This window comes from Nitrincola schmidtii (assembly GCF_008973715.1).
Taxonomy (GTDB): Bacteria; Pseudomonadota; Gammaproteobacteria; order Pseudomonadales; family Balneatricaceae; genus Nitrincola; species Nitrincola schmidtii.
On sequence record NZ_WBOL01000020.1, the window covers coordinates 1 to 22,151 of the forward strand.

A 22,151-nucleotide genomic window follows, 5' to 3' on the forward strand; every position below is an offset into this window, starting at 1 on the left:
CTATTCTCCAACAAATACCCATTCACTCATCAAAACTGAATCCGTCGAACACATTAAGTGAAATTAGGAAAAAACTAACGAGGAAGATATTCGGCAAATATACGCGGTTTTAGAGCAGCGTTTACAAGCATAAGAGGTGTTTACCCAATGAGCCGTTAAATGAAGTTTTTCGACAGGTATCTCCATCGCCTCAGAGGAAAGCCAGTTTTTATGTTCTTTATTTAATACTAACAAGCCATCAAATTGATGATAAAAAGCTCTTAATAAGCGTCTAAATCGATCCGTATACTGTGCCGATAGGGCAGTGCTGCGTTGAAAGTACTCATGCCAGTCGGTATGCATGTAAAACCAAACGGGAACAGAAAAAGCATGCTTTAAGTAAAGCGCAAAAATACCCATCATTAATTCGGTTGAACAAATGACGCGATCATAGCCGCCTTGCTCAAACACTTTTTGAATCTCGAGCATATCCGGAACATAGAGTGTTTGTTCACTGGGTTGTTTTAGATGAAACTCGCTAATGGGGCGTAAGACTTTTAAGTTTGATTGCTGAGGTAAACTAGGATGACAGGTCAGCAAGTCGATGGGTAGCTGCTTCTCTTGCACCTCTGAGAGTAAGTTATTGAGAAATCCTGAAACACCGTTGCCATCACAAAAACTATCGGTTAACCACAGAATTCGCTTTGAGTGTTGTCCAGCATTGAGGTCATCCGCTAATGAATTAAGTAACGAACGATTAGCATATAGTACTTGGCTACCGGCAAAGGAAGCACCACCGATGACCAATGCAGCTAGCGCCGGAAAGGTAAGTGATTCTAATATCTTGAGCATTTGCGGCGAAGTATCTGGGGTGTTAGAAGTATGGTTAACCAGCCCACGTAAGTGCGTTGGCAGCTCAAACTCTTTAACCAGTGTATCTAAACTAAGTCGCTTAGAACGTGGACGATTTTGGTCTAGTGCAGCAGACAAACGTTGGAAGAAAATACCGGTGACTTGACGATAGAGTTCAGGAATACTTTCGCGTAACTTTAACGAGAATTGCTGAGGTTCTTTACGACGAGTTTTAGCAATTTGCTTAATAATCTTTAAGGTGGGCTTAAATTCTTTAGGAACACCTATGTTTGTCATTAGTGCTGGAGCTTTACCTCCTAACGCTTGATGAAACGTTTTTAAAAATGCCAGGGTATATTTATGTCGTTGCAGCTCTTGCATTGTGTTGCTAATACCAAGGCAAAACAGCTTATCTTTTAAACTACCTTTGTGCAGCATCAAGCGCAGCAAACCTGGATCTTTCATGTGGATAGCAACTTGAGAGAAGTAATCCAAAAAGGTTGTTGTTAAACGTTCCTCTTCTCCGGGTTCCCCATAGGGTGCGATATAACCCGCTCTCAATGCTTCTAGGGCCAGCAAGGAAAGGGGTTCAGTTTTTCGTCGTTCAGCTAGATTATCGACATACAAAAAACTACCACACTCGCCAGCAAAAATACCGTTATGATCATCCGAGCCACCGGTCATGCATTTATTGAAAGGGTGTACACAAAAGTCATGCGGGTTTATTTTGTGCTTGAGGGCTAACTGATGAAGTTTTTCTTCGGTTAAGCTTTCAATCCAGAGTTGCGTCATGCGGTTTTGCCAGAAACCACGCTGCCCGTTTAGTACTTCGAAGCGTTCAAACAGCAAAGCCAGCTTTTCCAGTGCTTCAATGCCTAGTTGGTTTTTAGAACTGTAAAAAAATAGAGGATGAGGTAAAACGGTTGGAAGGTCTTGCTCTAGACAATAGGCCGCAAAATGGTAGATGTTGTGGCGTAATCGGTTTAGTCGACTTTCTTGCTGTGGTGAAAAACCATAGGTGAGTACATGCACACTGAGCGGTTGATCGGGAAAATGACAAGTGAACTCTGCACCCGATAAAAGATCCATCCCTTTATCCATCAACTCCCAGCAGGATCGGGCATTATTATGATTAGTGATGGTAATCAGGTCGGTTCCATTAGCCTGTAAGTGCTTAACCAGTTGATCTGTAGGTAACCAGGTTTCAGGCAGCTTCAGTAAGCGCCCCCAGAGTTCATCTGGAACATCACTGTTGTGATCATGGCAGTGAAGATCAATGCGTAATCGATTTTCCGAAGGAAAACGAGCCTCTTGCTGCTTCATAAAGGTTAAAAAATCAGCACGGGTTTTCTGATGAAAATCTTGGCTAGGCATCGCTTTTCTCCGCTCATTATCTATTAGCGATAAGCCTATGTCACTTTCATGACAAAGCGTTGACAGTGAATGAGATTCATTCCATTCCCATGTACCGTTGGCGCTTCTTTAATTTAATCTTATCGACTTCAACACTGACCAATCCATCAATACAGTATCCAAAATCCGCATCGACGCTAAAATCGAGAAAATGTACACCATTTTCGTCACATAATTCGGTATATTGCTTGTAAAGTGTTGGAACGGTTACGCCATAAAGATCTAACCGCTCTTTTAACGCGACAAAGTCCTCACGGGCATCATCAAAAGAAAACAAGCGCTTAGCTTCAGACTCACCTGCGTCAGATAATTGATAAGGTGCATTTGCCAGTGCTAACCCACTGTTACCAAAGTAATGACGGTAATAACTGATCAACAGGTCACGTGCCATTTGTGGCAGTTTGGCGGAGATGGACACAGGGCCGATCATATGCGTGATTTCAGGACGTGTTTTGAGATAGGCGCCGATACCATACCAAAGATAATCTAAGCTTCTTCGTCCCCAGTAACGTGGTTGAACAAAACTGCGTCCAAGCTCAATACTGGTATTTAATTGCGCCAATAATGCCGGCTGATATTGAAACAAGCTAGCGGCATAGAGGCCTTCTACACCTTCACTCTGGAGAACACTGGCACAATCGGCAATTCGGTAGGCACCCACCAGTTCTAAAGCCTCATCATCCCATAAAATAATGTGCTGATAATGACGATCATAACGATCAAGATCGTATCGCTGACCTGTCCCTTCACCGACACGACGAAAGGTCAGCTCACGAAGACGACCCAGTTCTCTCATCACTGGTGAGTCAGCAGCATAATCGAACAAATAGATTTGCATACCGTCTTGGGTTTGTCCTAAGCAGTTAGCTTGTCGTAGGGCTCTTCTCAGTAACAAGCGCTCTTCAGGATGAGCAATCGGTTTTTCGGTGACAAACAACGAGGGCTTGTTTTTGGGTAATCGGTAAATATGTTTACGTAACAACTTCAACCGGGTTTTGAGCGGCAGTTCATTGTTATCGAAACGTTCTAATGGAATCAGTTCGCCAATCCGTACAGGCATATCCTCGGCGTGTTTCTTGAACATCTCATTAACCAGCATCAATCCGCCGATGGGACGATAGATCATGGATAGGGAATAAAACAGGGCGGAATTTTTACTATTAATATGAATAGGTAAAATCGGTGAGTTGGTTTTTCGAGCAAAATGTACAAACCCACTTTGCCAAGGGCCATCCTTGATACCACTAGGAGTCGCTCGAGACACCTCACCTGCCGGAAAGATAATCACTGCTTTTTCTTGTTGCAAACAATCTGTCACTTCACGAACGGTTTTGCGATAGCCACTTTGAGTCAGATTGTCGACGGGTAATAATAACGGACGAAGTGGCTCAAACTGCCATAACAAATCATTAGCAATAATTTTAATATCACGTCGGACTTCACCCACCAGCTTCAGTAAAACCAAGCCATCCAAGGTTCCTAAAGGATGATTGGATACGATAATGACCCGACCTTCGGTAGGAATATTTTCCTTTTCTCGTGCCGCCACTAAATAGCTAATACTGAAGTGCTCTAACACTTTATCGGTGAATTCAAAGGCACCCAGGTCCTGATGTTGATGTAAAAACTGATTGACCTCATCTTCATGAAAGAGATGACGCATAAGCTGCATAATGGGTGTTTTTACCAGTGCCGGTTTACGAACCAACTTAGGGTACTTTTCAGCAATCAATGATTCGATGTCAAACATAGCAAATCCTCGTTAATCAACCTATCAGATCATTCCCTAAAATCGTGACTAACGAGTGACAGAAGTGTGTCGTTTTGATTACCTCAACTGAAGTTTATTTTCATCGATGCTATTCAACAAAGTGTCACCAAACCTTAATCTTTCGTTTAACGAAGTGTCATGGAAGACACTTACCATTGCTGCACTGTCAATCTAACGGAGAGAGTCAATGACACATTAGCAAACACCTGCAGTGATCGATCATCATGACGGTGACGAGCCACTTAGCAATCACTCTGATAATCCTAGTTTTCAGCAGATTATTGAAAAGCGTCTATCTTGCCGCTCACTGATGAAAGGTAGCTTGGGAACGGCCGCCATGTTGGGCTTTTTCGCGAGCACCGGCTACAGTGCCACTGCCAATGCCGCTATCGCGTCACAGCCCGCTGTTGGGCTTTGATGCGATAGCGGTAGATGCAACGGATAGTGTTACCCTACCCAAAGGATATGTTCATCAAGTGATTCTTCCTTGGGGTGAGCCGATATCAGGCAATATGCCTGCGTTTGATCCCATCAACAACTCTGGTCAAGATCAAGCGTATCAAATGGGTAGCCATCACGATGGTATGCATTTCTTCCCGATTGAAGGTCAAGATCCTTATCAGGGTAGTTCAGACGATGGCTTGTTGGTGATGAACCACGAATATGTTGAGCCTCGCTTCATGCATGCCTCTGCTCAAGGTCAGGAATTGTCTCGTTCAGCCGTTCCTGTAAAAGCAGACGGAACGCGTTCGGCGGATGAAGTGTTAAAAGAACTGCATGGTCATGGCGTTAGTTTTGTACGCATGAAAAAGCAGGCGAATGGTCAATGGGCTATTGAGGCTGATCCACGTAACCGACGAATTCATGGTATGACTGAAATGGAGATCAGTGGTCCTGTTCGCGGTACAGATTTTCTTAAAACTAAATTCAGTCCTGAAGGCACGCGCACTCGCGGAACCTTGAACAACTGTGCCCATGGCGTAACTCCATGGAACACGTATCTGGCCGCTGAAGAAAACTGGGCTGGTTATTTCATCAACCATGCAGAGCAACCCCGTGAGCAAAGCCGTTATGGTGTATCTAAAGAAGGTAGCGGCAGATATGGATGGGAGTTGGCTGATTCAGGTGATGATGCGTATATTCGCTTTGATGTAACGCCCAAAGCAGCGTCTGCCACGGAAGATTACCGTAACGAAGTCAATGGTTTCGGTTGGATGGTTGAAATCGATCCATTCAACTCCGAAGCGCGTCCAGTAAAGCGTACAGCACTGGGTCGTTTTGCACATGAAGGTGTTGTGTTTCAACCGGCTTTTGAAGGTCAACCGATCGTTTGTTACTCCGGTGATGATGCTCGCTTTGAATATATTTATAAGTTTGTCAGTGCACAGCCTTACTTCAAAGCGACTGCGGGTGGTCATCTGCTAGATAATGGCACACTCTATGTTGCTCGTTTCAACGAAGATGGCAGTGGTGACTGGTTGCCACTGGTGTTTGGTATGGGCCCACTGACACAAGCGAACGGTTTTCACTCTCAAGCAGATGTATTGGTCAATACACGCACAGCTGCGGATGCCGTAGGTGCGACCAAAATGGATCGTCCAGAGTGGGGTGCAGTCGATCCTAAGACCAAGGATGTTTATTTCACGCTAACCAACAACAGCCGTAGAACTGAAGAGCAAGTGGATGCTGCTAATCCACGTGCTGAGAATAACTGGGGTCAGATTATTCGCTGGCGCGAACAGAGTGACCAAGTTGCCGCTAAAGCCTTTGAACAAAAGGCTTGCGCAATCTCGTTTCTTTAGGGGCGAGTCAAGCAAGCGATCTATGTTTTTTAAAAAAAGCGAACACTAAAAATATGGTATCATTTAATCTATTAAAAGTACGCAAACAAGCATCATGTTAACAGGCATCAAGCTACGCGCAAATCCAACACCCCAGCAGAAGCTGATACTCAGTCAGTGGATGGGCTGTGCTCGTAGCATCTGGAATGCCAAGGTCGAAGAAGAACACTATTATCGTACCTTTGCCCGTAAATATTGCGCTATCGGCACCTATGCCCCCATCGATCAAACCACCGCTCAGTTTAAGTCAACAGAACTGACGCCATGGCTGAGTGATTGCCCCAGTCAAATACTGCGTAACAGTGCCGTTAACTGGTTCAAGACGTATAAAAAGTTCATGAGCGGTCAGTGTGGTAGACCCAAGCGTAAACCGAAAACGGATAAGGGCAGTATTCACCTGACCCGCGAAGTGTTTCGGTTTGACCGCTGTGAAGATGGTAATCTTCGCGTATTTATTGGAACAAAAACGAACAACATCGGATACTTGTTATTCAAGGCACATAAAAAATTCAAGATCCCTAATTCGATATATATTCGCAAAGAGCGGGGTCAATACACCCTATCCTTCGGCTATGAATATACGGTATCAGATGCGGATCTGCTCACGCCTGAACAACATCTAACCATGCTGCAAGGGGCTACACGTGACTATCTGGAAGAAAACACGCTCGGTATTGATCGCGGTGTAGTTATTCCGGTTCATGCGGGTGATCAGACGTATGATTTTACTCAGGATCAGAAAAAATCCATGAGTAAATCTGAGCGCTTTATCAAGCGTTTACAGCGCCGATTAGCGCGTCAGCAAAAAGGCTCTAATCGCAGAGCTAAAACCAAACATCGCATCGCTGTACATCATGCGAAAAAGGCGAATATTCGCAATGACTTTGCGCATAAAACTAGTCGTTCATTGGTGAACAGTGATGCAAAAGTCATTGTCTTCGAAGCCTTGAGAACGTCCGCAATGACGCGTAAACCTAAAGCGCAACAGGACGAGCAAGGACGATATGTTTCAAATAAAGCCAAGCAGAAGTCTGGACTCAACAAGTCCATATTAAACGTGGGCTGGCATCTCATCGAAGCCTATACAAAATATAAATCCTTTCATGCTGGAAAGGTGGTATTTAAAATACCCGCCCCAAGAACCAGTCAGGAGTGCGCGCTATGCGGTCACACTCACCCCGACAATCGCACGTCACAATCCTTATTTACGTGCGGTCACTGTGGACACACTGACAACGCGGATCACAATGCATCATTGGTGATTAAGAAGCGGGCAGTTAACTTAATTTTAGACACTGGAACGGTGTTGTCTGATGACGGGGTGTTAAGACCTCAGTTAGATACTGGACGTGGAGGCATGCGTAAGACTAGTCGAGCCAAAAGCTCGATTAGCCGTGGCCAGCGAAGCGTCAAAAAAGAAAAGCGAGCGACTCAGGTCGCTGGCTTGGAAGCTCACCCGCTTTAGCGGTGAGTAGTTCACTGGAATTTGTTTGTGATGGCTGGTCCTGAATCAGATTCTGATTTGTCTGGTAATAGCTTGTCGATCCTGAAAAATATCTAACTCTATGATCCATAATGTTTTATAATTTGATTCATATGGTCGTTACTCACCATTTTCGGGCCTGAGGCCCCAAAAAGCTGCAGAATCACTGATTATTATGAAGCCAAAAAAGAAGACTGCCATTCCGCAGAGTGATATGTTCAAGCCTCGTCTAGAAGACATTATTAACCCCAATCATGCCTTGGTTCGTTTAGCTTCAGTCATTGATTGCGAAAGGTTGGATATAGAATTAGGTCAACATTTTGCAACGGTGGGTGCAGCTGCACTTCCGATACGATTGATGGCGGGGTTGATGTATCTACAACACCTGCATAACTTGTCAGATGAAGCGCTGTTAGATCAGTGGCTAGAGTCGCCTTACTACCATACTTCTGTGGTGAAACTTTCTTTCAGCACCAATTTCCATGCCATCCAACTAGCTTGGTTAAATGGCGCCAACGCCTTGGCGAAGAAGGTTGTGAATGGTTGTTAACGGAAACGATCAATGCCGGTTTAAAGTTAAAAGTGATTAAACCTTCCAGCTTAAAACGTGTGATTGTTGATACCACCGTTCAAGAGAAGAATATTGCTTTTCCCACAGATGCTAAGCTCTATCACAAATCGCGGCAGCTTCTGGTGGCTATAGCTCATGACCATAGCATCACGCTGCGACAAACCTATGATAAAGCTTGTTAGGATCTGATGCCTAAGATCGGCCGTTATGGTCATGCAAAACAATACAAGCGAATGAAGAAAGCCATCAAGCAAGTCAAAGGCTTTCTTGGCCGAGTGGTACGCGACTTGGAACGTCAGTTGATAGCAAAAGGGATTCAGTTGACACCCAAACAACAAAGTACCTTACAACAAGCAAGGGAGTTGCTACTGCAGACTCGCAAAAGTAAAAACAAGATTTAAAGCTTACATGAGCCTTTAGTGGACTGTATATTTAAGGGAAAAGCGCATAAACGTTATGAGTTTGGCGTTAAAGCCAGTATTGCTGTGACCGCAAAAGAGTCTTTTATCATTGGTGCTAGAAGCTATCCTGGCAATCCCTATGATGGCCATACATTGGCTGATCAACTTCAGCAAGTTGAAACACTGACGGGTAAAAAGCCAGAATACTGTTTTGTGTATAGAGGCTATCGTGGTTCGGGTGTTAGTGACACTCAAGTGCTCATAGCAGGGCAAAAACGCGGTGTACCCCATAAAGAAAAACGTTGGATGGGACGGCGAAACAGCGTAGAGCCGATTATTGGGCATCTGAAGTAGGACGGCAAAATGAAACGGTGCTTTCTTAAAGGAATTCTGGGTGATGCACTCAATGTCATACTGAGTGCTTGTGGTCAAAATCTGCGTAAGCTACTGCGGTGGCTTTATTTTGCACCTAGTAAATCATCGTTATTACTATCGATCTTGGTTAATAAGTTGCTGGATAAGCTAAAACTGGATTTAAATCATGTGGCGCTTCAGGCTTGAAACGCCATTTTTCAGGATCGACTAGCTTGGATGGTGGGAGCATTTTCAACAGTCCTGACGGCCTGTGGTTTGATGCGGATTCTCGTTTGTGGATTCAAACCGATATGAGCGAGAGTATTGTGAATACCCGACCTTGGGAACAGTTTGGAAACAACGCGATGTTAGCAGCTGATCCGGTTAATAATGTTATCCGTCGTTTCCTCGTCGGTCCTATTGGTCAAGAGATCACAGGCGTTGTCACGACCCCCGATCAGAAAACCATGTTCGTAAACGTTCAGCATCCGGGTGCAACCACATCACCGGAAGCCTTTGCGGCAGGACAGCTCGTCAGTCATTGGCCTCATGATGGTGCTCTGTACCCTCGTTCAGCTACCCTTGTCATCAGTCGTGAAGACGGCGGAGTGATCGGGAGCTAATTCCACGTTTTAATGGACGTATCGCCGAGGTGCAAGGATGCACCGCCCTGCTATTCTGTTGACTGCTATCCTTAAATTGCCCAGCAATGCTATGCTTAATAGAGACCTTGCATCTTGAGCAGTAGCATGATTTCAAAACTTAAGCCGTTTTTTCTATCTCCTTGGTGCTTACCTATTACCCTGTTGTTTTGGGCAGTCGTAGTCTACATCAGTTTTATTAATCGCTCGGTGATGATGAATCACATTGAGTTAGAGATGGCGCGTATGAAGGGTGAATCGGTATTTCACTTAATTCAGACAACTCGCCAGTGGAATACACAGCATGGTGCTGTTTATGTGCCTGAAACTGAGAAAACACCTGCGAATCCCTATCTGTTTGTACCTGAAAAAAATATAACCAGTCCATCGGGCCGGCCACTAACACAGGTTAATCCTGCCTATATGACTCGGCAGTTAGCGGAGTTACTTCAGGGTGGTGCTGTTGAAATCAGTCTAACCAGTAAACAACTGTTAAACCCTAATAACTACCCCGATGACTGGGAATTAGCCGCACTGAATCTATTTGAGCAGCAAGGCGTTCAGCACGTTGAGGAGCAGGTCGATCAGCACTTTCGATATATGGCACCTTTGTACATCGAGCCGGGATGCCAAGCCTGCCATTTCGGTTATCAAGTTGGCGATATTCGTGGTGGGATTAGTGTGAGTTTTCCTATCTACGAGATCACCCATTTAACCGATGGTTTACGGCATAAAATGTTGCTGTTACATCTTTTTGCCTTTGTATTGTTGTCACTGATTGGATTAATAATGGCCATCAGTATTCGAAAACTCCTTGAAAGTATGGATGATTCCGATGAGTTGCGGCAGTTAAATACTGAGCTGGCGCTTCAGCATCAAACGCAGCAAACCCTAGTGGCTGATTTGAATGCTACGCGTATTGAAGCTGAAAAATCTAATCAAGCTAAATCGGATTTTCTGGCTACCATGAGCCATGAAGTGCGCACTCCAATGAATGCGATTATCGGATTATTAGAGTTGCTCTCCAGAGACAAGCTTCCAGCCAAGCAGCAGGGTTTAGTGAGTGTGATACGCCAATCTGCGGCCGTCTTGTTACGTATACTGGATGATATTCTCGACTTTTCGCGTATGGAGTCGGGTCGACTGGCATTAGAAACGATTCCCATCCGTGTAACAGATATACTGCAGGGGGTTAAAGCCATTTTTGATCCTATGTGCGAAGAACGTGGTGTCAAATTTATCATCAAGGTTGATTCTAAAGTCCCTGAATATGTCCATGGTGACCCGGTAAGAATCAGTCAAATCTTACATAATTTAATTAGCAATGCCGTTAAGTTTTCTTCTGGCACCAAAGACTCATCAGGCAACTCTTTAGGAGAAGTGACGGTCATACTGGATTGGCTCAATGAGCAGCTTCAGATAGACGTCATCGATAACGGTATAGGCATCTCTGACGAGCAAATAGAACGAATCTTTACTCCTTTTTCTCAAGCAGAAGGCTCTACGACACGAAAATATGGAGGCTCTGGTTTAGGTTTGACTATTGTTCAACGACTGACGGAGATGATGGCTGGACAATTAACCCTTGAGAGTGAACTCGGTAAAGGTTCAAGATTTACAGTGACTTTACCTCTGTTAAAATTGAACGCCAGTGAAATTGAACTGATTTCTCAGCAACCAGTACTGCTTAATCCATCTCAATCCTTGGATCCTTCAGAGTTCCGCATCTTGGTTGCTGAAGATGATAAGGTCAATCAGATGGTGATTGAACAGCAGCTGAGTAAGTTAGGCTATCAGTTTAAAGTGGTGAATGATGGCGTTGAAGCTCTCGATGCTTGGCTCCAGTCACCAGATTCCTTTGATTTGATTTTGACAGACCTGCATATGCCGAATATGGATGGTATCTCTCTGATCCAGGCGGTGCGTAATGCAGAAGCTAAACGTGCTTCTGTCGATACTGCTATCCCGATTGTTATTTTAACGGCGAATGTTTTATCCGGTGTTCTTAATAAACCTGAATTGAAGTTATCAGGACAGCTGACCAAACCTGTTCGATTAGATCAGTTTGCCGACACGTTAAGGCATGCATTATCACAGCGAGATGGAAAAAATAGAGCTATCAATATCAGTCATGAACAGCATGAGAATGAGCAGTCTAAAACCGAGTCAACACCATCTCTTCCCGTGTATGATCCGCAGGCGCTACAGCAGGTCGTGGGTGATAATCCAGAAACCATCAGAGAGCTCCAGCAGATGTATATCAGCGTATCCGAGCAGCAAATGCAGTTGCTGAGTGAGTTGTGGCAGACAGACCAATCGGATCAGCGCGTGATGTTGCTGCATAAGCTGAAGTCATCTTCACGCTCTACGGGTGGTATGCATTTAGGTCAGTGCTTCGAGCATTACGAGCACTTAAGTCGTGAAGTCTCAGAGCCACTGTCTTTAGAGGATTGGATTGCATTGAAAAAAGAATATGAATTGTTTATCAATCTGTTGAGGCAGGAGATCCATGCTTAACACACCTGATAAAGTGCTAATACTATCTGACAGTCAGGCACTGATTGATACCATTGAGCTATTACTGGAAGATACCATCAAGCATCTGCAGACTTTTGTGCACTATAAAGCAGAAGTAGCAGCTAAAGCGTTTCGTCAGCAACAAGTTGATGTGGTGGTATTAGCCTATCAAGATCTTCAGGTAGCGATAAGTGTGAGAGACGCCATTGCACGTCTTCACCAACCAAATGATAAGCCATTTCATGCAATCGTGTTATGCAAAAAAGATACGGTCGTAAAAGCCTATGAACTTAGTAGAAAACGATTCTTTTATGATTATGTGGTTTTTTGGCCGTTAGGTTATGACCCCTATCGCTTAATCATGTCGATTCATCAAGCCATAGATGATTTGGGTTACAACGCCGATATTCAGATGCAGCGTTTAGAGCTTGAATCACGACGTCAGCGTATTCAAGCGGTGAGCCGTTTAGTGGAACAGCTGTTAACGGATCAAAAAGCGAAAAAAGCAGAATTAGAAACCATGATTCGTGTCGCTTTGAAAAAGCTGACGATGCCTGTCAGATTAGATCAATCATCCACGCAAGAACAGCTGACGGTTTTAGTCATCGATGATGATGAGTTTCAGTGCATGGTGTTGAAGAAAATACTGGAAGAGGCGGGTTTTAAAGTACAGCTGGCCACCAGTGGTGAGCAAGGCCTTGGTTATCTAGAAAAGTCCAAAGTCGATATTGTTTTACTTGATGTAATGATGCCGGGTTTGAGTGGTATCGACACATTACGCCAGTTAAAGAATGACCCAGAACTATCTGATATACCGGTTATCATGGTGAGTGGTCATCATGAGAAAGAAGTGGTCTTGGATTGTATTATGCTAGGTGCCATTAATTACATCGTTAAACCAGTCAGTAAAGAGGTGTTACTATCACATCTACCTGGTCATCATTAAATAGCTAGTTAGTGATTTTGAGAGTGTCACTTGCAGGCTGATCTTTGCCCGTGCATTGGTCTCGCCAAGTGATTTTGACGCACAGCTTATTAAATCCAGACTGTTTCATGGCTAACACATCAAGGTTAAGTAAACCCTCAGGTTTTAGTTTAATTTTACCGCTGCCATCATCCAGTTTGATGCTTCCGTTATCTAATCCATCGATGAGTGCTTGAAGAACTTTCTTAACGTCATTGGGTTCTTGAAGTGATTCGTGATGAAAAGTATTCTTTTTACTCATAGGTAGCCTCTAGTTGTAATTTCACAGAAAATGCTTAGTCATTACTTGAAGCTGTTCAGGCTTAAAGCATTTTGCTGCTGCATAGTCACTGCTAATACCGACAACCCATCCAGAAGGATGCAAAAGCGTCACTGCCGCACCGACACCTGATAGACCCTCTTCCTGGCGCGATACCTGATTTAGGGTTGCGTCACATTCGAAATGTATCATATTTGCACGAAAAGTAATCCTTTGACCATGATGCAGGTTACGATGGCCGTGTACAAAAGCATGAATACCCGTTTGATGCAGGGCTTGGCGACTTGCAGAGCTGAGAAGGGGATCTTGTGATCGATACTTAGTACGCAGCATATTTCCTAATGCACTGAAATAAAGCTGAAAGGCATCGCCATGCCGTGCTTTATGAAATTCCTCGTTTAAGCTTTCAAGACCTTCATCAGCCAGCCGTTTAGCCATCACATCATCGCAACCGGCATGCAAAAAGACGAAGCTACCTCGTCGACAGCCCAGTTGCTGATCTCTTACAAACCAATGAAACTCGCCACTGGGTTCAAGAAACAGCTGGCGCCAGCGTTCCAATGCAGCAAATATTTCCTGCATACTGAGTTGTGCTTTTTTTGCGGCACGAAAAAAACGCTGCTTTCGTGATTCAAGTCGGCTAAGTTCGGTATGGATTTGGCTTGCGGTTAAATGGCTAGTGGCTTCTTGTTGAAAGCGAAGATGCCAGTCATCACTTGGTAACAGTCTGGCTAAGCACTCGGTTTCAGAAGGTAAGCGCGACTGTTCATCGGGCGTAAGTGGGTATTCATTCAGTAGCTCGACACACAGTGGCATCACTTTGCTACCCAGACGAATTAAAAAATGACCGTTCAATGTACAATCAGGTGTTTTAAGTGTATTCACCGCTAACTGTAAGCGTAGGTCATGGTTGCCACTGAGTAGAGTCACGGCGATTTTCTGATCGATCAGTTGTCGGATGAGTCGGAGTAAGGGCAGGTTAGCGGGACCTTTATCTAAGCAGTCTCCACCGATAATGATCTCAAATACTGGCGCATTAGCTGCAAGAGCAATCTGATCAGGTTGCCTACCATGACGCACAAATAATCCGCTGGCTACTAAAGAAGCCGAAAACGCGTCGGCATCTGCATGCAGATCAGTCACAAATAAGACCAGATGGTCCGGCCACTGCCAAGCATCGGGGTTAGCCAAACGTGTTAACTCTTCAGCCAGTGATTTATCAACCTGACCATCGACCACCCAACCATACTGCTTCTGTTCGAGCCAGCTGCAGAGTCTGTTGGGTAAGGTCGCGTCTATCCATTCGTGGCCGAGATACTTAGGCAGAAATGGCATCAGGTCATGGCTAGGCATAGCGTTAACCTCTTAAGGACTCAACTGCAAAGTCTGCAAGACGCTCAGCTAAGTTAATACCGCTGCCGGCATGAGCTCCCTTAAATCCGCCAAGGGCAGATACCTCAAATACCACCGGTCCATCTTGGGTTAGAGCCATATCGACAGTGGCATAGTCTAAATCGAAGGCTGCTTGAGCGCGTTGAGCGATCTGAATCATGTCGGAGGTCGGTGAACAAGGGCCATAACGACCACCACTATTGATGGTGGTATTCCACGCTTTTTGACCTGCAATCCGGGAATAGGCACCTTGATAATTACCGTTGATAAAGATCAGTCCCATGTCCTCGCCTTTTAAATCAACAAATTGCTGTAGGTAAAGTAAAGGATGTCGGGTTTTATAACGAACTAACTGAGCCCGTAGTAATTTATCATTTTGGTTTGATTTTAGTACCTGCATACCCCGCGCTTTGGTGGAAAAAAGTGGCTTTAGAATAGCCTGTCCCCATTCGTGAACCTGCTTCATGGCGGTATCAACAGATTCGGTCACCAAGGTAGGTGGCATGGGAATCTTATGGTTGTGTAAGGTGACACTGCACGCCAATCGATCCAGTAAGCGGATGAGCGAGTTGGCTGAGCTAAATATCCTAACGCCAGCCTCTTCTGCTACACGCAGCATCTCTAAACGTTCAATACAGACTGGGCTATAGGTCGTGCCGACTTTTCGAATGATGATGCCGTCTAACTCACATAGATGATGACCGGATGAAAGAAGCTGTCCTCGGCTAAAATCCAGTTCAGTAGAGGATAAATCTGTCACTAAGCGAAAGCCTGTGCGTGTTTCCAGTGCATCTGCGAGAACTTCAGTCGACCATTTTCCGGGGTTGCCAATCACAGCGATGCGGGGCTTATACATTCAAGATTTCCTTGAGAGGTAGTGGATAGTCTTTGCTATCTTGGTGTTTTAACAAATGTTCAAGTAGATAAACGCCACGTTCGTAGAGCGACTTTGCATGGCTTTCATCCAGAATAAATCGTGTAGAGGTAATCAAGCTTCGTGCTAACCCAAGGGCCATGCGCTTATTAAAATGATGATCTTTGTGTGTTGTTGCAAAGGTCTTTGCCATGTCATACAGCTGAGTTGCCATGATAGCAATCAACTGGCGTGATTCGAGATCAAATAGAGGCAAGCGTAATCCAGAGACAATAAATACCGAGACATCTTGAACGTAATCCATATGCCCCGAACGATGTAAGTCGATAAATCGTAACTTTTGCTCTTTGCTATCAAAAATCACGTTGTCGAGATTGAAGTCACCATGAATATAAACCGAAAAGGGTGCTGGGTGCTGTTCATCGAGCCGAGCTGCCTGTGCCAGAATCGCTTTCAAGGCAGGTCGCTGTAAGTCGCCAATGAGTGTATTGGTAACATCAAATTCGGGATGTATATTTTGTACGGCAGGTAAACGTTTTTTTAGCTGTTGAATAAAACGGGCGCTAACTTTTTCATTCTGTTTAGTGGAGCTCCAGATTTTTGGAAGCATCTCGCACATCTGCAGCATGGCTAGATCTAACTCATTCTGGTGCTGAGTTAGCACTATGCGTTCAAGTGTTTTGCCGGGTAAGTGTTCAATAATTAACGCACCAGAACTGCCTTTGTGGTGTTGAGATAAAATTTGTGGAGCGATACCGGGAATGATTTCGTTCCAACGTTCAAGACCTCGACGTTCCTCTTGTACTTTTCTTAAGGCACCTTCTTTCAATACCCCTAGGGTTCGATCATCTTCATGCGTAATCGCTGAAATTGAACTTCCGGAGCGCGTTTCTGCAATGGTTTCTAAACTCAAGTTATCCCATTCATCATGGCCGAGGCTAGATACCATGGCACGGAGTGAAAGGAACTGTTTCATGTTCATTGGTTGACCCAAAAGAACCGCTAGCAAAGACTCACTGATATTGGTGAGGGCTGATCCCATATCTAAAATATAACGCGCAATGAACAGGCTGCTGATCAAACCCTCGGTGTTTTTATGTTGCTTTAATGCTTCAAGATGTTCCCGTCGTGCTTTTTTGTAAAAGCGACTGAGTTTATTTCTAACCTTGCCAATTTTTAACGCTGTGTGGGCATTGTTGGTTTCGAGGATTTGTTCAACTCGTTGCAATGACTTTTCGATCTGTTTTAGGCGTTTGTCATATCGGTGATCATTGATTAGCTTGCGATGTTTGAGGTGTTGTAACTCTCTGGCAGCATCACGGCATAAACTTGCGATGCGCTCAAGCTCATCTGCTAGATCTCCGGCCGCTCTCAATGACTGAGGATCAAAGCGTTCGGTATCACTGAAGGCTTTTAGACAGCGCGCATGGGTTCGTTGCTTAAGGTTATAGCTGTGTCCACTGCGCTCGGTGATAGCACGTGTCAGCGCTGCAGACGGTGAGTCAATCAGGAGCAACAGGTTTTGTAACTGAGAACGCACCTCAGCAAGCAGAAAAGTAAGCTGCTGTTTAACGTCGATGGGTAGCGTCAGTTGCATGAGTCTGCTCGATATTCCGTGATGACCATAATGCTTTCATCATAACGAGCGCGCGCGTTTCTTGCCACCTTGGGACACGTCATTTGACGTATCCTCTGGCTATAGCTTATTTAACAAAGAGTTGGCGAGGGAAGTTGCATAGGGTTTCAACCCCTGTTTCAGTGATCAGGATACTTTCGGTAATCTCTATACCCCAGTCTTCTTGCCAAATACCTGGCATAAAGTGAAACGTCATGCCGGGTTTCAGCTCGGTTTCATCCGATGCACGCAAACTCGAGGTTCGCTCACCCCAATCAGGTGGATAACTCACGCCGATGGGATAGCCACAACGAGCACCTTGTCGATCAATACCATATTTTTCCATTACTTTATCGAGGGCATTGGCAATATCACAAGTTCTATTACCCGGCTTTGCTTGCTCCAGTCCAGCGTCAATGGCTTCTAGTAGTGCTTTTTCAGCATTGAGGAAACGCTGGCTGGGTTTACCCATGTAAAGTGTCCGAGACATAGGCGCATGGTAACGTTTGTAGCAACCGGATATTTCAAAAAACGTACCTTCGTTGGCTTTAAAGGGTTTTTCATCCCAAGTGATGTGTGACGCGGATGCCTCTTTACCCGAAGGCAATAGCGGCACAATGGAAGGGTAGTCACCACTATAGCCATCCACTCCGGCAATGGCGGTTTCATAGATTTGCGAGACCACGAAACTTTTCGGTACGCCGACTCGGGCAACATCCAAAATACGTTGATGAATCTTCGAGGTGATGCGTCCGGCGATACGCATAAACTCAATCTCTTTTGCGGATTTAATCGCTCGACACCAGTTAACTAGATTATGACTATCGACAAAACGGGCTTCAGGAAGTGTTAGCTTTAGGGATCGATGTGCATCAGCGGTGTAATAGTAGTTATCCATTTCGGTGGCGATGGTTGCACCGTGCCAGGCCTTTTCAATAAAGATATTTTCGGCAATCCACGTCATCGGGTGATGGTCGAGGTTTTGAACATATTCCTCGGGATAGCTGATCAAGTTTTCTTTTTTCATAAAACAGCGCAATAACGCTGCATTCTCATCCATGCGTCGACCAAACCAGATAGGTTCTTCAAGATCGACATGCACGATCACCCCTTGATGAACATAGAAAGACCAGCCGTCATAGCCTGTCAGCCAGTTCATATTGCCGGGATCGGTAGCAATCAAAATGTCTACTTTCCGTAATCGCATCTCGCGGCGGACCTTATTGACCCGCTGTAGGTATTCTTTTTTTGTAAATGCCAGTTTCACCCAGACACCTCCTGCCATTCGCTCAGTTTGATGGAGCAGTTGCTAAGCAATTTTTCCTTTTGCTATCGATCAATTCGTAATTATTACTATGGATAATTATTATTTCTTGATGGTTTAAGCATAATCTGCAAATAGCGGGAGTTCAATTCAAGACTGTTCTGAAAACGACACAAGTTTGTCGTGACTATTATCGATGTGCAGGATTAGGAAATTTTTCTGCCTAGAAAGCGTTAATTGAAGTAACGTAGTTAGTCTGAAGATTTTTACTTTAAGGAGCTGAAGATGCACCTGTACATCGCTTACAAAAATTACTCATCTTGGTCATTAAGGCCTTGGTTGGCTTTAAAAATGGCTGGTATTCCCTTTGAAGAAACCCTGCTCACGTTCGCCCATGATGATAGTTTGAAAAAATTTAGCGAAGTACATCAGCTGCCGGCACAGGTACCTGTGTTGATGGTGGGTGATTGGGTCATCTGGGATAGTTTAGCGATTTTGGAGTACTTGGCAGAAACCTATCCTGAAAAGCATTTATGGCCGGAAGATCCTCAGTTGCGTGCTTTGGCTCGATCTGCGGCGGCAGAGATGCACAGTGGTTTTAGCGCATTACGCAGTCATTTCCCAATGAATTGCCGCACTGAGAAATCAGTGGCTGCAAATGAAGCTGTTTTGTTGGATCTGCAGCGCTTAGCGCAAATATGGCAGCGTTTTGAGCAGGCAGAGAAACCTGAAGGGGTGTTTTTAGCAGGTCAGTTTAGTAATGTGGATGCGATGTTTGCACCGGTGATGTGGCGTGTTCGTAATTATGGCCTAACAGTTTCCCCAGCTTTTGATCGTTGGGCGCAGGCTATGTATGAGCTTCCTGCCATGCAAGAGTGGTTAGCCTCTGCTCGAGAAGAAGCTTGGCATATGCCAGCTTATGAGCGTTGATAAACATTTATTTAGGTCAATCATAGTTTGCAATTAGAAGAGTGCTTGCCACACTAACTGAATCGCTAAGAGTGTGAGTAGCCAGTTAAAAATCACTGCAAAGTGCTGGTTGCTCATGCGCTGCAATAGATGAAGTCCGATCCAAGTGCCGATAGCGCCACTGAGAATCATCAAAACAATTAACCCTAGCCACTCCTTAAACACAAAACCTGCTGCGCCAAATACAAAGGCTTTGGTGAGGTGTTGCAAGCTCATACAGGCGGCAAAGTTGGCAACGGTTCTAAAACGATCTCCTTCATGCTGCTGTTTTACGAATGCCGCTACTAAGGGGCCAGTTGCACCGACAAACATACTGATGAAGGTTGAAAAGCCAGCGGCGAAAAATGTTCCGACACGGCCTAGCGCCATGGCGGGTACTTTAGGTCCCCAACAGAGAAACAGAATAAATCCGGCAATGGTCAGTTGCAGCGTGCTTGTCGGTAGTTGAACCAGAAATAAACTGGCTAGCCATGCGCCCAGTAGTGCTCCCGGTGTAAATGCCAGTAAGATACGCCAATCCACATGCTGCAGGGTGAGCACGACGCGATTAAAGTTGGACCCTAACTGCACCATACCATGAACGGGAATAATCGCTGCAGGTGGAATCACGACAGCCATAATGGCGAGTAACAGTATCCCGCCACCGATGCCTATGCTGGCTGTCACTGCGGAGGTGGCTGCAGCTGATAAAATCAGCATGATAGTGGCAAAAGTACTGAGCTGTTCAGGCAAAAGCCATTCCATTAGATAACTTCCAAACGAGCAAATCCCACCACTAACCACTTGCTGCCGACATCGTCAAAGTTCACTTCCACACGCGCTTTGGGGCCGTGACCTTCTAAATTCACCACGAATCCTTCTCCAAATTTAGGGTGACTGACACGCTGTCCCAGATTAATTTGAGTGCCGGTGTTGTCTAGTTCGGTTTGCTGCTGGCGTGTAAAGGCAGGTTGGCTAGATGCTTGATAACCACTGGAGTAAGGACGACGAACCGTTGAGTTTAGTCGTACTTCTTCAATAAGGCTTTCAGGAATCTCGCGTATAAAGCGAGAAGGGCGGTTAATTTTTTCTTGCCCGTGTAAGCGACGCGATTCAGCCAGTGTAAAATAGAGCTTTTGCATCGCACGAGTGATACCCACGTAACACAGGCGACGTTCTTCTTCTAAGCGTCCCGGTTCTTCAGCAGACATGCTGTGAGGGAATAAACCCTCTTCCATTCCGGTTAAGAAGACTAATGGAAATTCTAACCCTTTCGCTGAATGCAGGGTCATGAGTTGAACACTATCGGTATGGATATCGGCTTGAGCTTCGCCTGCATCTAATGCCGCTTGATCTAAAAAGGCAGCGAGTACGCTGGTATTTTCTTCACTGCTTTCTCTTTCCCATTGGTTAGCAAACTGCCGAGTTGCCGTGACTAATTCATCTAAGTTTTCGATACGTGACTGACCTTTTTCACCTTTTTCTTTTTCGTGATGTTCAATCAGCCCGGAGCTTTTGATCACCAGATCGGTTTGTTCGTGCAAGCTTAACTCTTCTGAATCGGTGCTAATGCGGTTCACTAGGTCGAGAAAACCTTGTAGCGCATTGTTGGCGCGCGCGGGTAAGACTTTTAACTCAGTAATTTCGTTAGCAGCACGCCACATCGACGTTTGCTCTTGACGTGCTCTTTCCCGAATCATTTCAACTGTGCGTGTGCCAATACCACGTGTGGGTACATTGATGACGCGCTCCATGGCAGTATCATCATCACGATTGGAGATCAGACGCAGATAAGCCAATGCATTTTTGATTTCCAGACGGTCATAGAAACGCTGTCCACCATAGATGCGATAGGGAACGTTAGAACGAATCAGGGCTTCTTCCAGCACCCGCGATTGAGCGTTAGAGCGATACAATATGGCGGATTCGTCACGTCGATTGCCCTGTTCAACCCATTGGCTGATTTGGTCAACAATGAAACGTGCTTCGTCTTGTTCATTAAACGCACTATAGAGAGAAACCGCTTCACCCTCTTTGCCATCAGTCCAAAGCTCTTTACCCAGACGATCCGTATTGTTCTGAATGACCGCATTGGCTGTTTTAAGAATCGATTGGGTTGAGCGATAGTTTTGTTCTAGACGAATGGTATCGGTATTAGGGAAATGTGTTCCCAAGGTCTGGATATTTTCGATTCGAGCGCCGCGCCAGCCATAGATAGACTGGTCGTCATCACCGACGGCCATGAGTTTATGTTCACCCTGACAGAGCAGCCTTAACCACGCATATTGAATCGCATTGGTATCCTGAAACTCATCCACCAGCACGTAACGGAAGCGCTCGCGATAATGCTGAAGCAGTGCAGGAGAGCGATCGCGAAGCAGTTCCAGTGATCGCAGCAAGAGTTCACCAAAATCGATCATACCTCCACGATCGCACGCTTCCTCGTAGGCCTGATACAGATCGACCATGGTCCGTTGGAAGGGATCGGCACTGCGTTCTATATGTTTGCTGCGCAGCCCTTCATCTTTCTGAGCGTTGATAAACCACTGCATTTGTCGCGGAGGCCAGCGGGTTTCATCCAGATTCAGCTCTTTACATAGCCGTTTGACCAAGCGTAACTGATCATCACTGTCCATGATCTGAAAGTTTTCTTGTAAGCCTGCATCCTTCCAATGCGCTCGCAACATCCGATGTGCTAGACCGTGAAAGGTACCGACCCACATACCTTGCGTGTTGATACCGAGCAGTTGCTCAATACGTCCACGCATCTCTTTCGCAGCTTTGTTGGTGAAGGTCACCGCTAAAATCGAGTAGGGTGATAGCCCTTCAGTTTCGATCAGCCACGCAATACGGTGAACCAATACTCGTGTTTTTCCAGAACCGGCACCGGCTAAGACCAGTAGGTTTTGCAAAGGAGCGGTCACTGAGCTGCGTTGAGCATCATTTAGGGAATCAAGTATGTGGGTAACGTCCATTGGGTCTCTATAGAGT

The 22,151-nt window shown here is 45.2% G+C and carries 16 protein-coding genes and 1 pseudogene; 8 read left to right on the forward strand and 9 right to left on the reverse strand.

Features of this window, described 5'->3' with window-relative positions; genetic code table 11:
* Window positions 1-63 precede the first annotated feature (63 nt).
* Complete coding sequence (locus F7R24_RS14015; RefSeq protein ID WP_151671890.1) at window positions 64-2,205, reverse strand: glycosyltransferase; 2,142 nt, start codon at window positions 2,203-2,205, stop codon at window positions 64-66.
* Window positions 2,206-2,281: 76 nt separating this feature from the next.
* Window positions 2,282-3,994: a bifunctional ornithine lipid synthase OlsF gene (gene olsF / locus F7R24_RS14020; protein WP_151671891.1), complete on the reverse strand. Its 1,713-nt coding sequence runs from the start codon at window positions 3,992-3,994 to the stop codon at window positions 2,282-2,284.
* A 232-nt stretch (window positions 3,995-4,226) separates the two neighbouring features.
* Between olsF and F7R24_RS14700 the strand changes: the two genes are divergently transcribed.
* From F7R24_RS14700 to F7R24_RS14050, 7 genes and pseudogenes are all read left to right on the forward strand, one after another.
* On the forward strand, window positions 4,227-4,433 hold the full coding sequence (locus F7R24_RS14700; RefSeq protein ID WP_206057568.1) for a hypothetical protein: 207 nt from the start codon (window positions 4,227-4,229) through the stop codon (window positions 4,431-4,433).
* Window positions 4,396-5,817 carry a PhoX family protein gene (locus tag F7R24_RS14025; protein WP_206057569.1) on the forward strand — a complete coding sequence of 474 codons (1,422 nt, stop codon included), beginning with the start codon at window positions 4,396-4,398 and terminating at the stop codon, window positions 5,815-5,817. Before F7R24_RS14700 ends, F7R24_RS14025 begins: the two co-directional genes overlap by 38 nt.
* A gap of 94 nt (window positions 5,818-5,911) precedes the next feature.
* Window positions 5,912-7,321 carry an RNA-guided endonuclease InsQ/TnpB family protein gene (locus F7R24_RS14030; RefSeq protein WP_151671892.1) on the forward strand — a complete coding sequence of 470 codons (1,410 nt, stop codon included), beginning with the start codon at window positions 5,912-5,914 and terminating at the stop codon, window positions 7,319-7,321.
* A gap of 193 nt (window positions 7,322-7,514) precedes the next feature.
* Window positions 7,515-8,782, forward strand: a pseudogene (locus F7R24_RS14035) (IS5 family transposase); the annotation flags it as partial.
* An 86-nt stretch (window positions 8,783-8,868) separates the two neighbouring features.
* Window positions 8,869-9,288, forward strand: a complete 420-nt coding sequence (locus tag F7R24_RS14040) for an alkaline phosphatase PhoX (RefSeq protein WP_151671893.1) — start codon at window positions 8,869-8,871, stop codon at window positions 9,286-9,288.
* Between the two features lie 126 nt (window positions 9,289-9,414).
* Window positions 9,415-11,823 (forward strand): ATP-binding protein, encoded by a 2,409-nt coding sequence (locus tag F7R24_RS14045; protein WP_151671894.1) that lies wholly within the window; start codon window positions 9,415-9,417, stop codon window positions 11,821-11,823.
* Window positions 11,816-12,769, forward strand: coding sequence for a response regulator (locus F7R24_RS14050; RefSeq protein WP_151671895.1), 954 nt, complete (start codon window positions 11,816-11,818; stop codon window positions 12,767-12,769). The genes F7R24_RS14045 and F7R24_RS14050 overlap by 8 nt, the downstream gene beginning before the upstream one ends.
* Before the next feature lie 4 nt (window positions 12,770-12,773).
* Here F7R24_RS14050 and F7R24_RS14055 read toward each other — a convergent pair whose 3' ends face one another.
* The 5 genes from F7R24_RS14055 to F7R24_RS14075 all read right to left on the reverse strand — a co-directional run bounded on the left by F7R24_RS14055 (window position 12,774) and on the right by F7R24_RS14075 (window position 18,233).
* Window positions 12,774-13,049, reverse strand: coding sequence for an amphi-Trp domain-containing protein (locus F7R24_RS14055; protein WP_151671896.1), 276 nt, complete (start codon window positions 13,047-13,049; stop codon window positions 12,774-12,776).
* Between the two features lie 21 nt (window positions 13,050-13,070).
* Window positions 13,071-14,420, reverse strand: a complete 1,350-nt coding sequence (locus F7R24_RS14060) for a metallophosphoesterase (RefSeq protein ID WP_151671897.1) — start codon at window positions 14,418-14,420, stop codon at window positions 13,071-13,073.
* Between the two features lie 4 nt (window positions 14,421-14,424).
* A complete protein-coding gene (locus tag F7R24_RS14065) occupies window positions 14,425-15,315 on the reverse strand; it encodes a GAK system ATP-grasp enzyme (protein ID WP_151671898.1) in 891 nt (296 codons plus the stop codon).
* Window positions 15,308-16,930, reverse strand: coding sequence for a phosphotransferase (locus F7R24_RS14070; protein WP_151671899.1), 1,623 nt, complete (start codon window positions 16,928-16,930; stop codon window positions 15,308-15,310). The genes F7R24_RS14065 and F7R24_RS14070 overlap by 8 nt, the downstream gene beginning before the upstream one ends.
* 106 nt (window positions 16,931-17,036) lie before the next feature.
* The gene (locus F7R24_RS14075; RefSeq protein WP_151671900.1) at window positions 17,037-18,233 is read right to left on the reverse strand and encodes a M24 family metallopeptidase; all 1,197 of its coding nucleotides are present in this window, start codon (window positions 18,231-18,233) and stop codon (window positions 17,037-17,039) included.
* A gap of 264 nt (window positions 18,234-18,497) precedes the next feature.
* Between F7R24_RS14075 and F7R24_RS14080 the strand changes: the two genes are divergently transcribed.
* Window positions 18,498-19,142: a glutathione S-transferase family protein gene (locus F7R24_RS14080; protein WP_151671901.1), complete on the forward strand. Its 645-nt coding sequence runs from the start codon at window positions 18,498-18,500 to the stop codon at window positions 19,140-19,142.
* 33 nt (window positions 19,143-19,175) lie between these two features.
* Here F7R24_RS14080 and F7R24_RS14085 read toward each other — a convergent pair whose 3' ends face one another.
* Both F7R24_RS14085 and uvrD read right to left on the reverse strand, forming a co-directional pair.
* Entirely contained in the window at window positions 19,176-19,925 is a 750-nt protein-coding gene (locus tag F7R24_RS14085; RefSeq protein ID WP_151671902.1) for a sulfite exporter TauE/SafE family protein, read from the reverse strand.
* Complete coding sequence (uvrD, locus tag F7R24_RS14090; protein WP_151671903.1) at window positions 19,925-22,135, reverse strand: DNA helicase II; 2,211 nt, start codon at window positions 22,133-22,135, stop codon at window positions 19,925-19,927. Before uvrD ends, F7R24_RS14085 begins: the two co-directional genes overlap by 1 nt.
* Window positions 22,136-22,151 lie beyond the last annotated feature (16 nt).

Excerpts from the sequence above, each read along its gene's own strand:
- F7R24_RS14045 (WP_151671894.1), top strand. The coding sequence starts at position 9,415 with ATGATTTCAAAACTTAAGCCGTTTTTTCTATCTCCTTGGTGCTTACCT.
- uvrD (WP_151671903.1), bottom strand. The coding sequence starts at position 22,135 with ATGGACGTTACCCACATACTTGATTCCCTAAATGATGCTCAACGCAGC.
- F7R24_RS14060 (WP_151671897.1), bottom strand. The coding sequence starts at position 14,420 with ATGCCTAGCCATGACCTGATGCCATTTCTGCCTAAGTATCTCGGCCAC.
- F7R24_RS14015 (WP_151671890.1), bottom strand. The coding sequence starts at position 2,205 with ATGCCTAGCCAAGATTTTCATCAGAAAACCCGTGCTGATTTTTTAACC.
- F7R24_RS14085 (WP_151671902.1), bottom strand. The coding sequence starts at position 19,925 with ATGGAATGGCTTTTGCCTGAACAGCTCAGTACTTTTGCCACTATCATG.
- olsF (WP_151671891.1), bottom strand. The coding sequence starts at position 3,994 with ATGTTTGACATCGAATCATTGATTGCTGAAAAGTACCCTAAGTTGGTT.
- F7R24_RS14055 (WP_151671896.1), bottom strand. The coding sequence starts at position 13,049 with ATGAGTAAAAAGAATACTTTTCATCACGAATCACTTCAAGAACCCAAT.
- F7R24_RS14080 (WP_151671901.1), top strand. The coding sequence starts at position 18,498 with ATGCACCTGTACATCGCTTACAAAAATTACTCATCTTGGTCATTAAGG.
- F7R24_RS14050 (WP_151671895.1), top strand. The coding sequence starts at position 11,816 with ATGCTTAACACACCTGATAAAGTGCTAATACTATCTGACAGTCAGGCA.
- F7R24_RS14030 (WP_151671892.1), top strand. The coding sequence starts at position 5,912 with ATGTTAACAGGCATCAAGCTACGCGCAAATCCAACACCCCAGCAGAAG.
- F7R24_RS14070 (WP_151671899.1), bottom strand. The coding sequence starts at position 16,930 with ATGCAACTGACGCTACCCATCGACGTTAAACAGCAGCTTACTTTTCTG.
- F7R24_RS14075 (WP_151671900.1), bottom strand. The coding sequence starts at position 18,233 with ATGGCAGGAGGTGTCTGGGTGAAACTGGCATTTACAAAAAAAGAATAC.
- F7R24_RS14025 (WP_206057569.1), top strand. The coding sequence starts at position 4,396 with ATGCCGCTATCGCGTCACAGCCCGCTGTTGGGCTTTGATGCGATAGCG.
- F7R24_RS14065 (WP_151671898.1), bottom strand. The coding sequence starts at position 15,315 with ATGTATAAGCCCCGCATCGCTGTGATTGGCAACCCCGGAAAATGGTCG.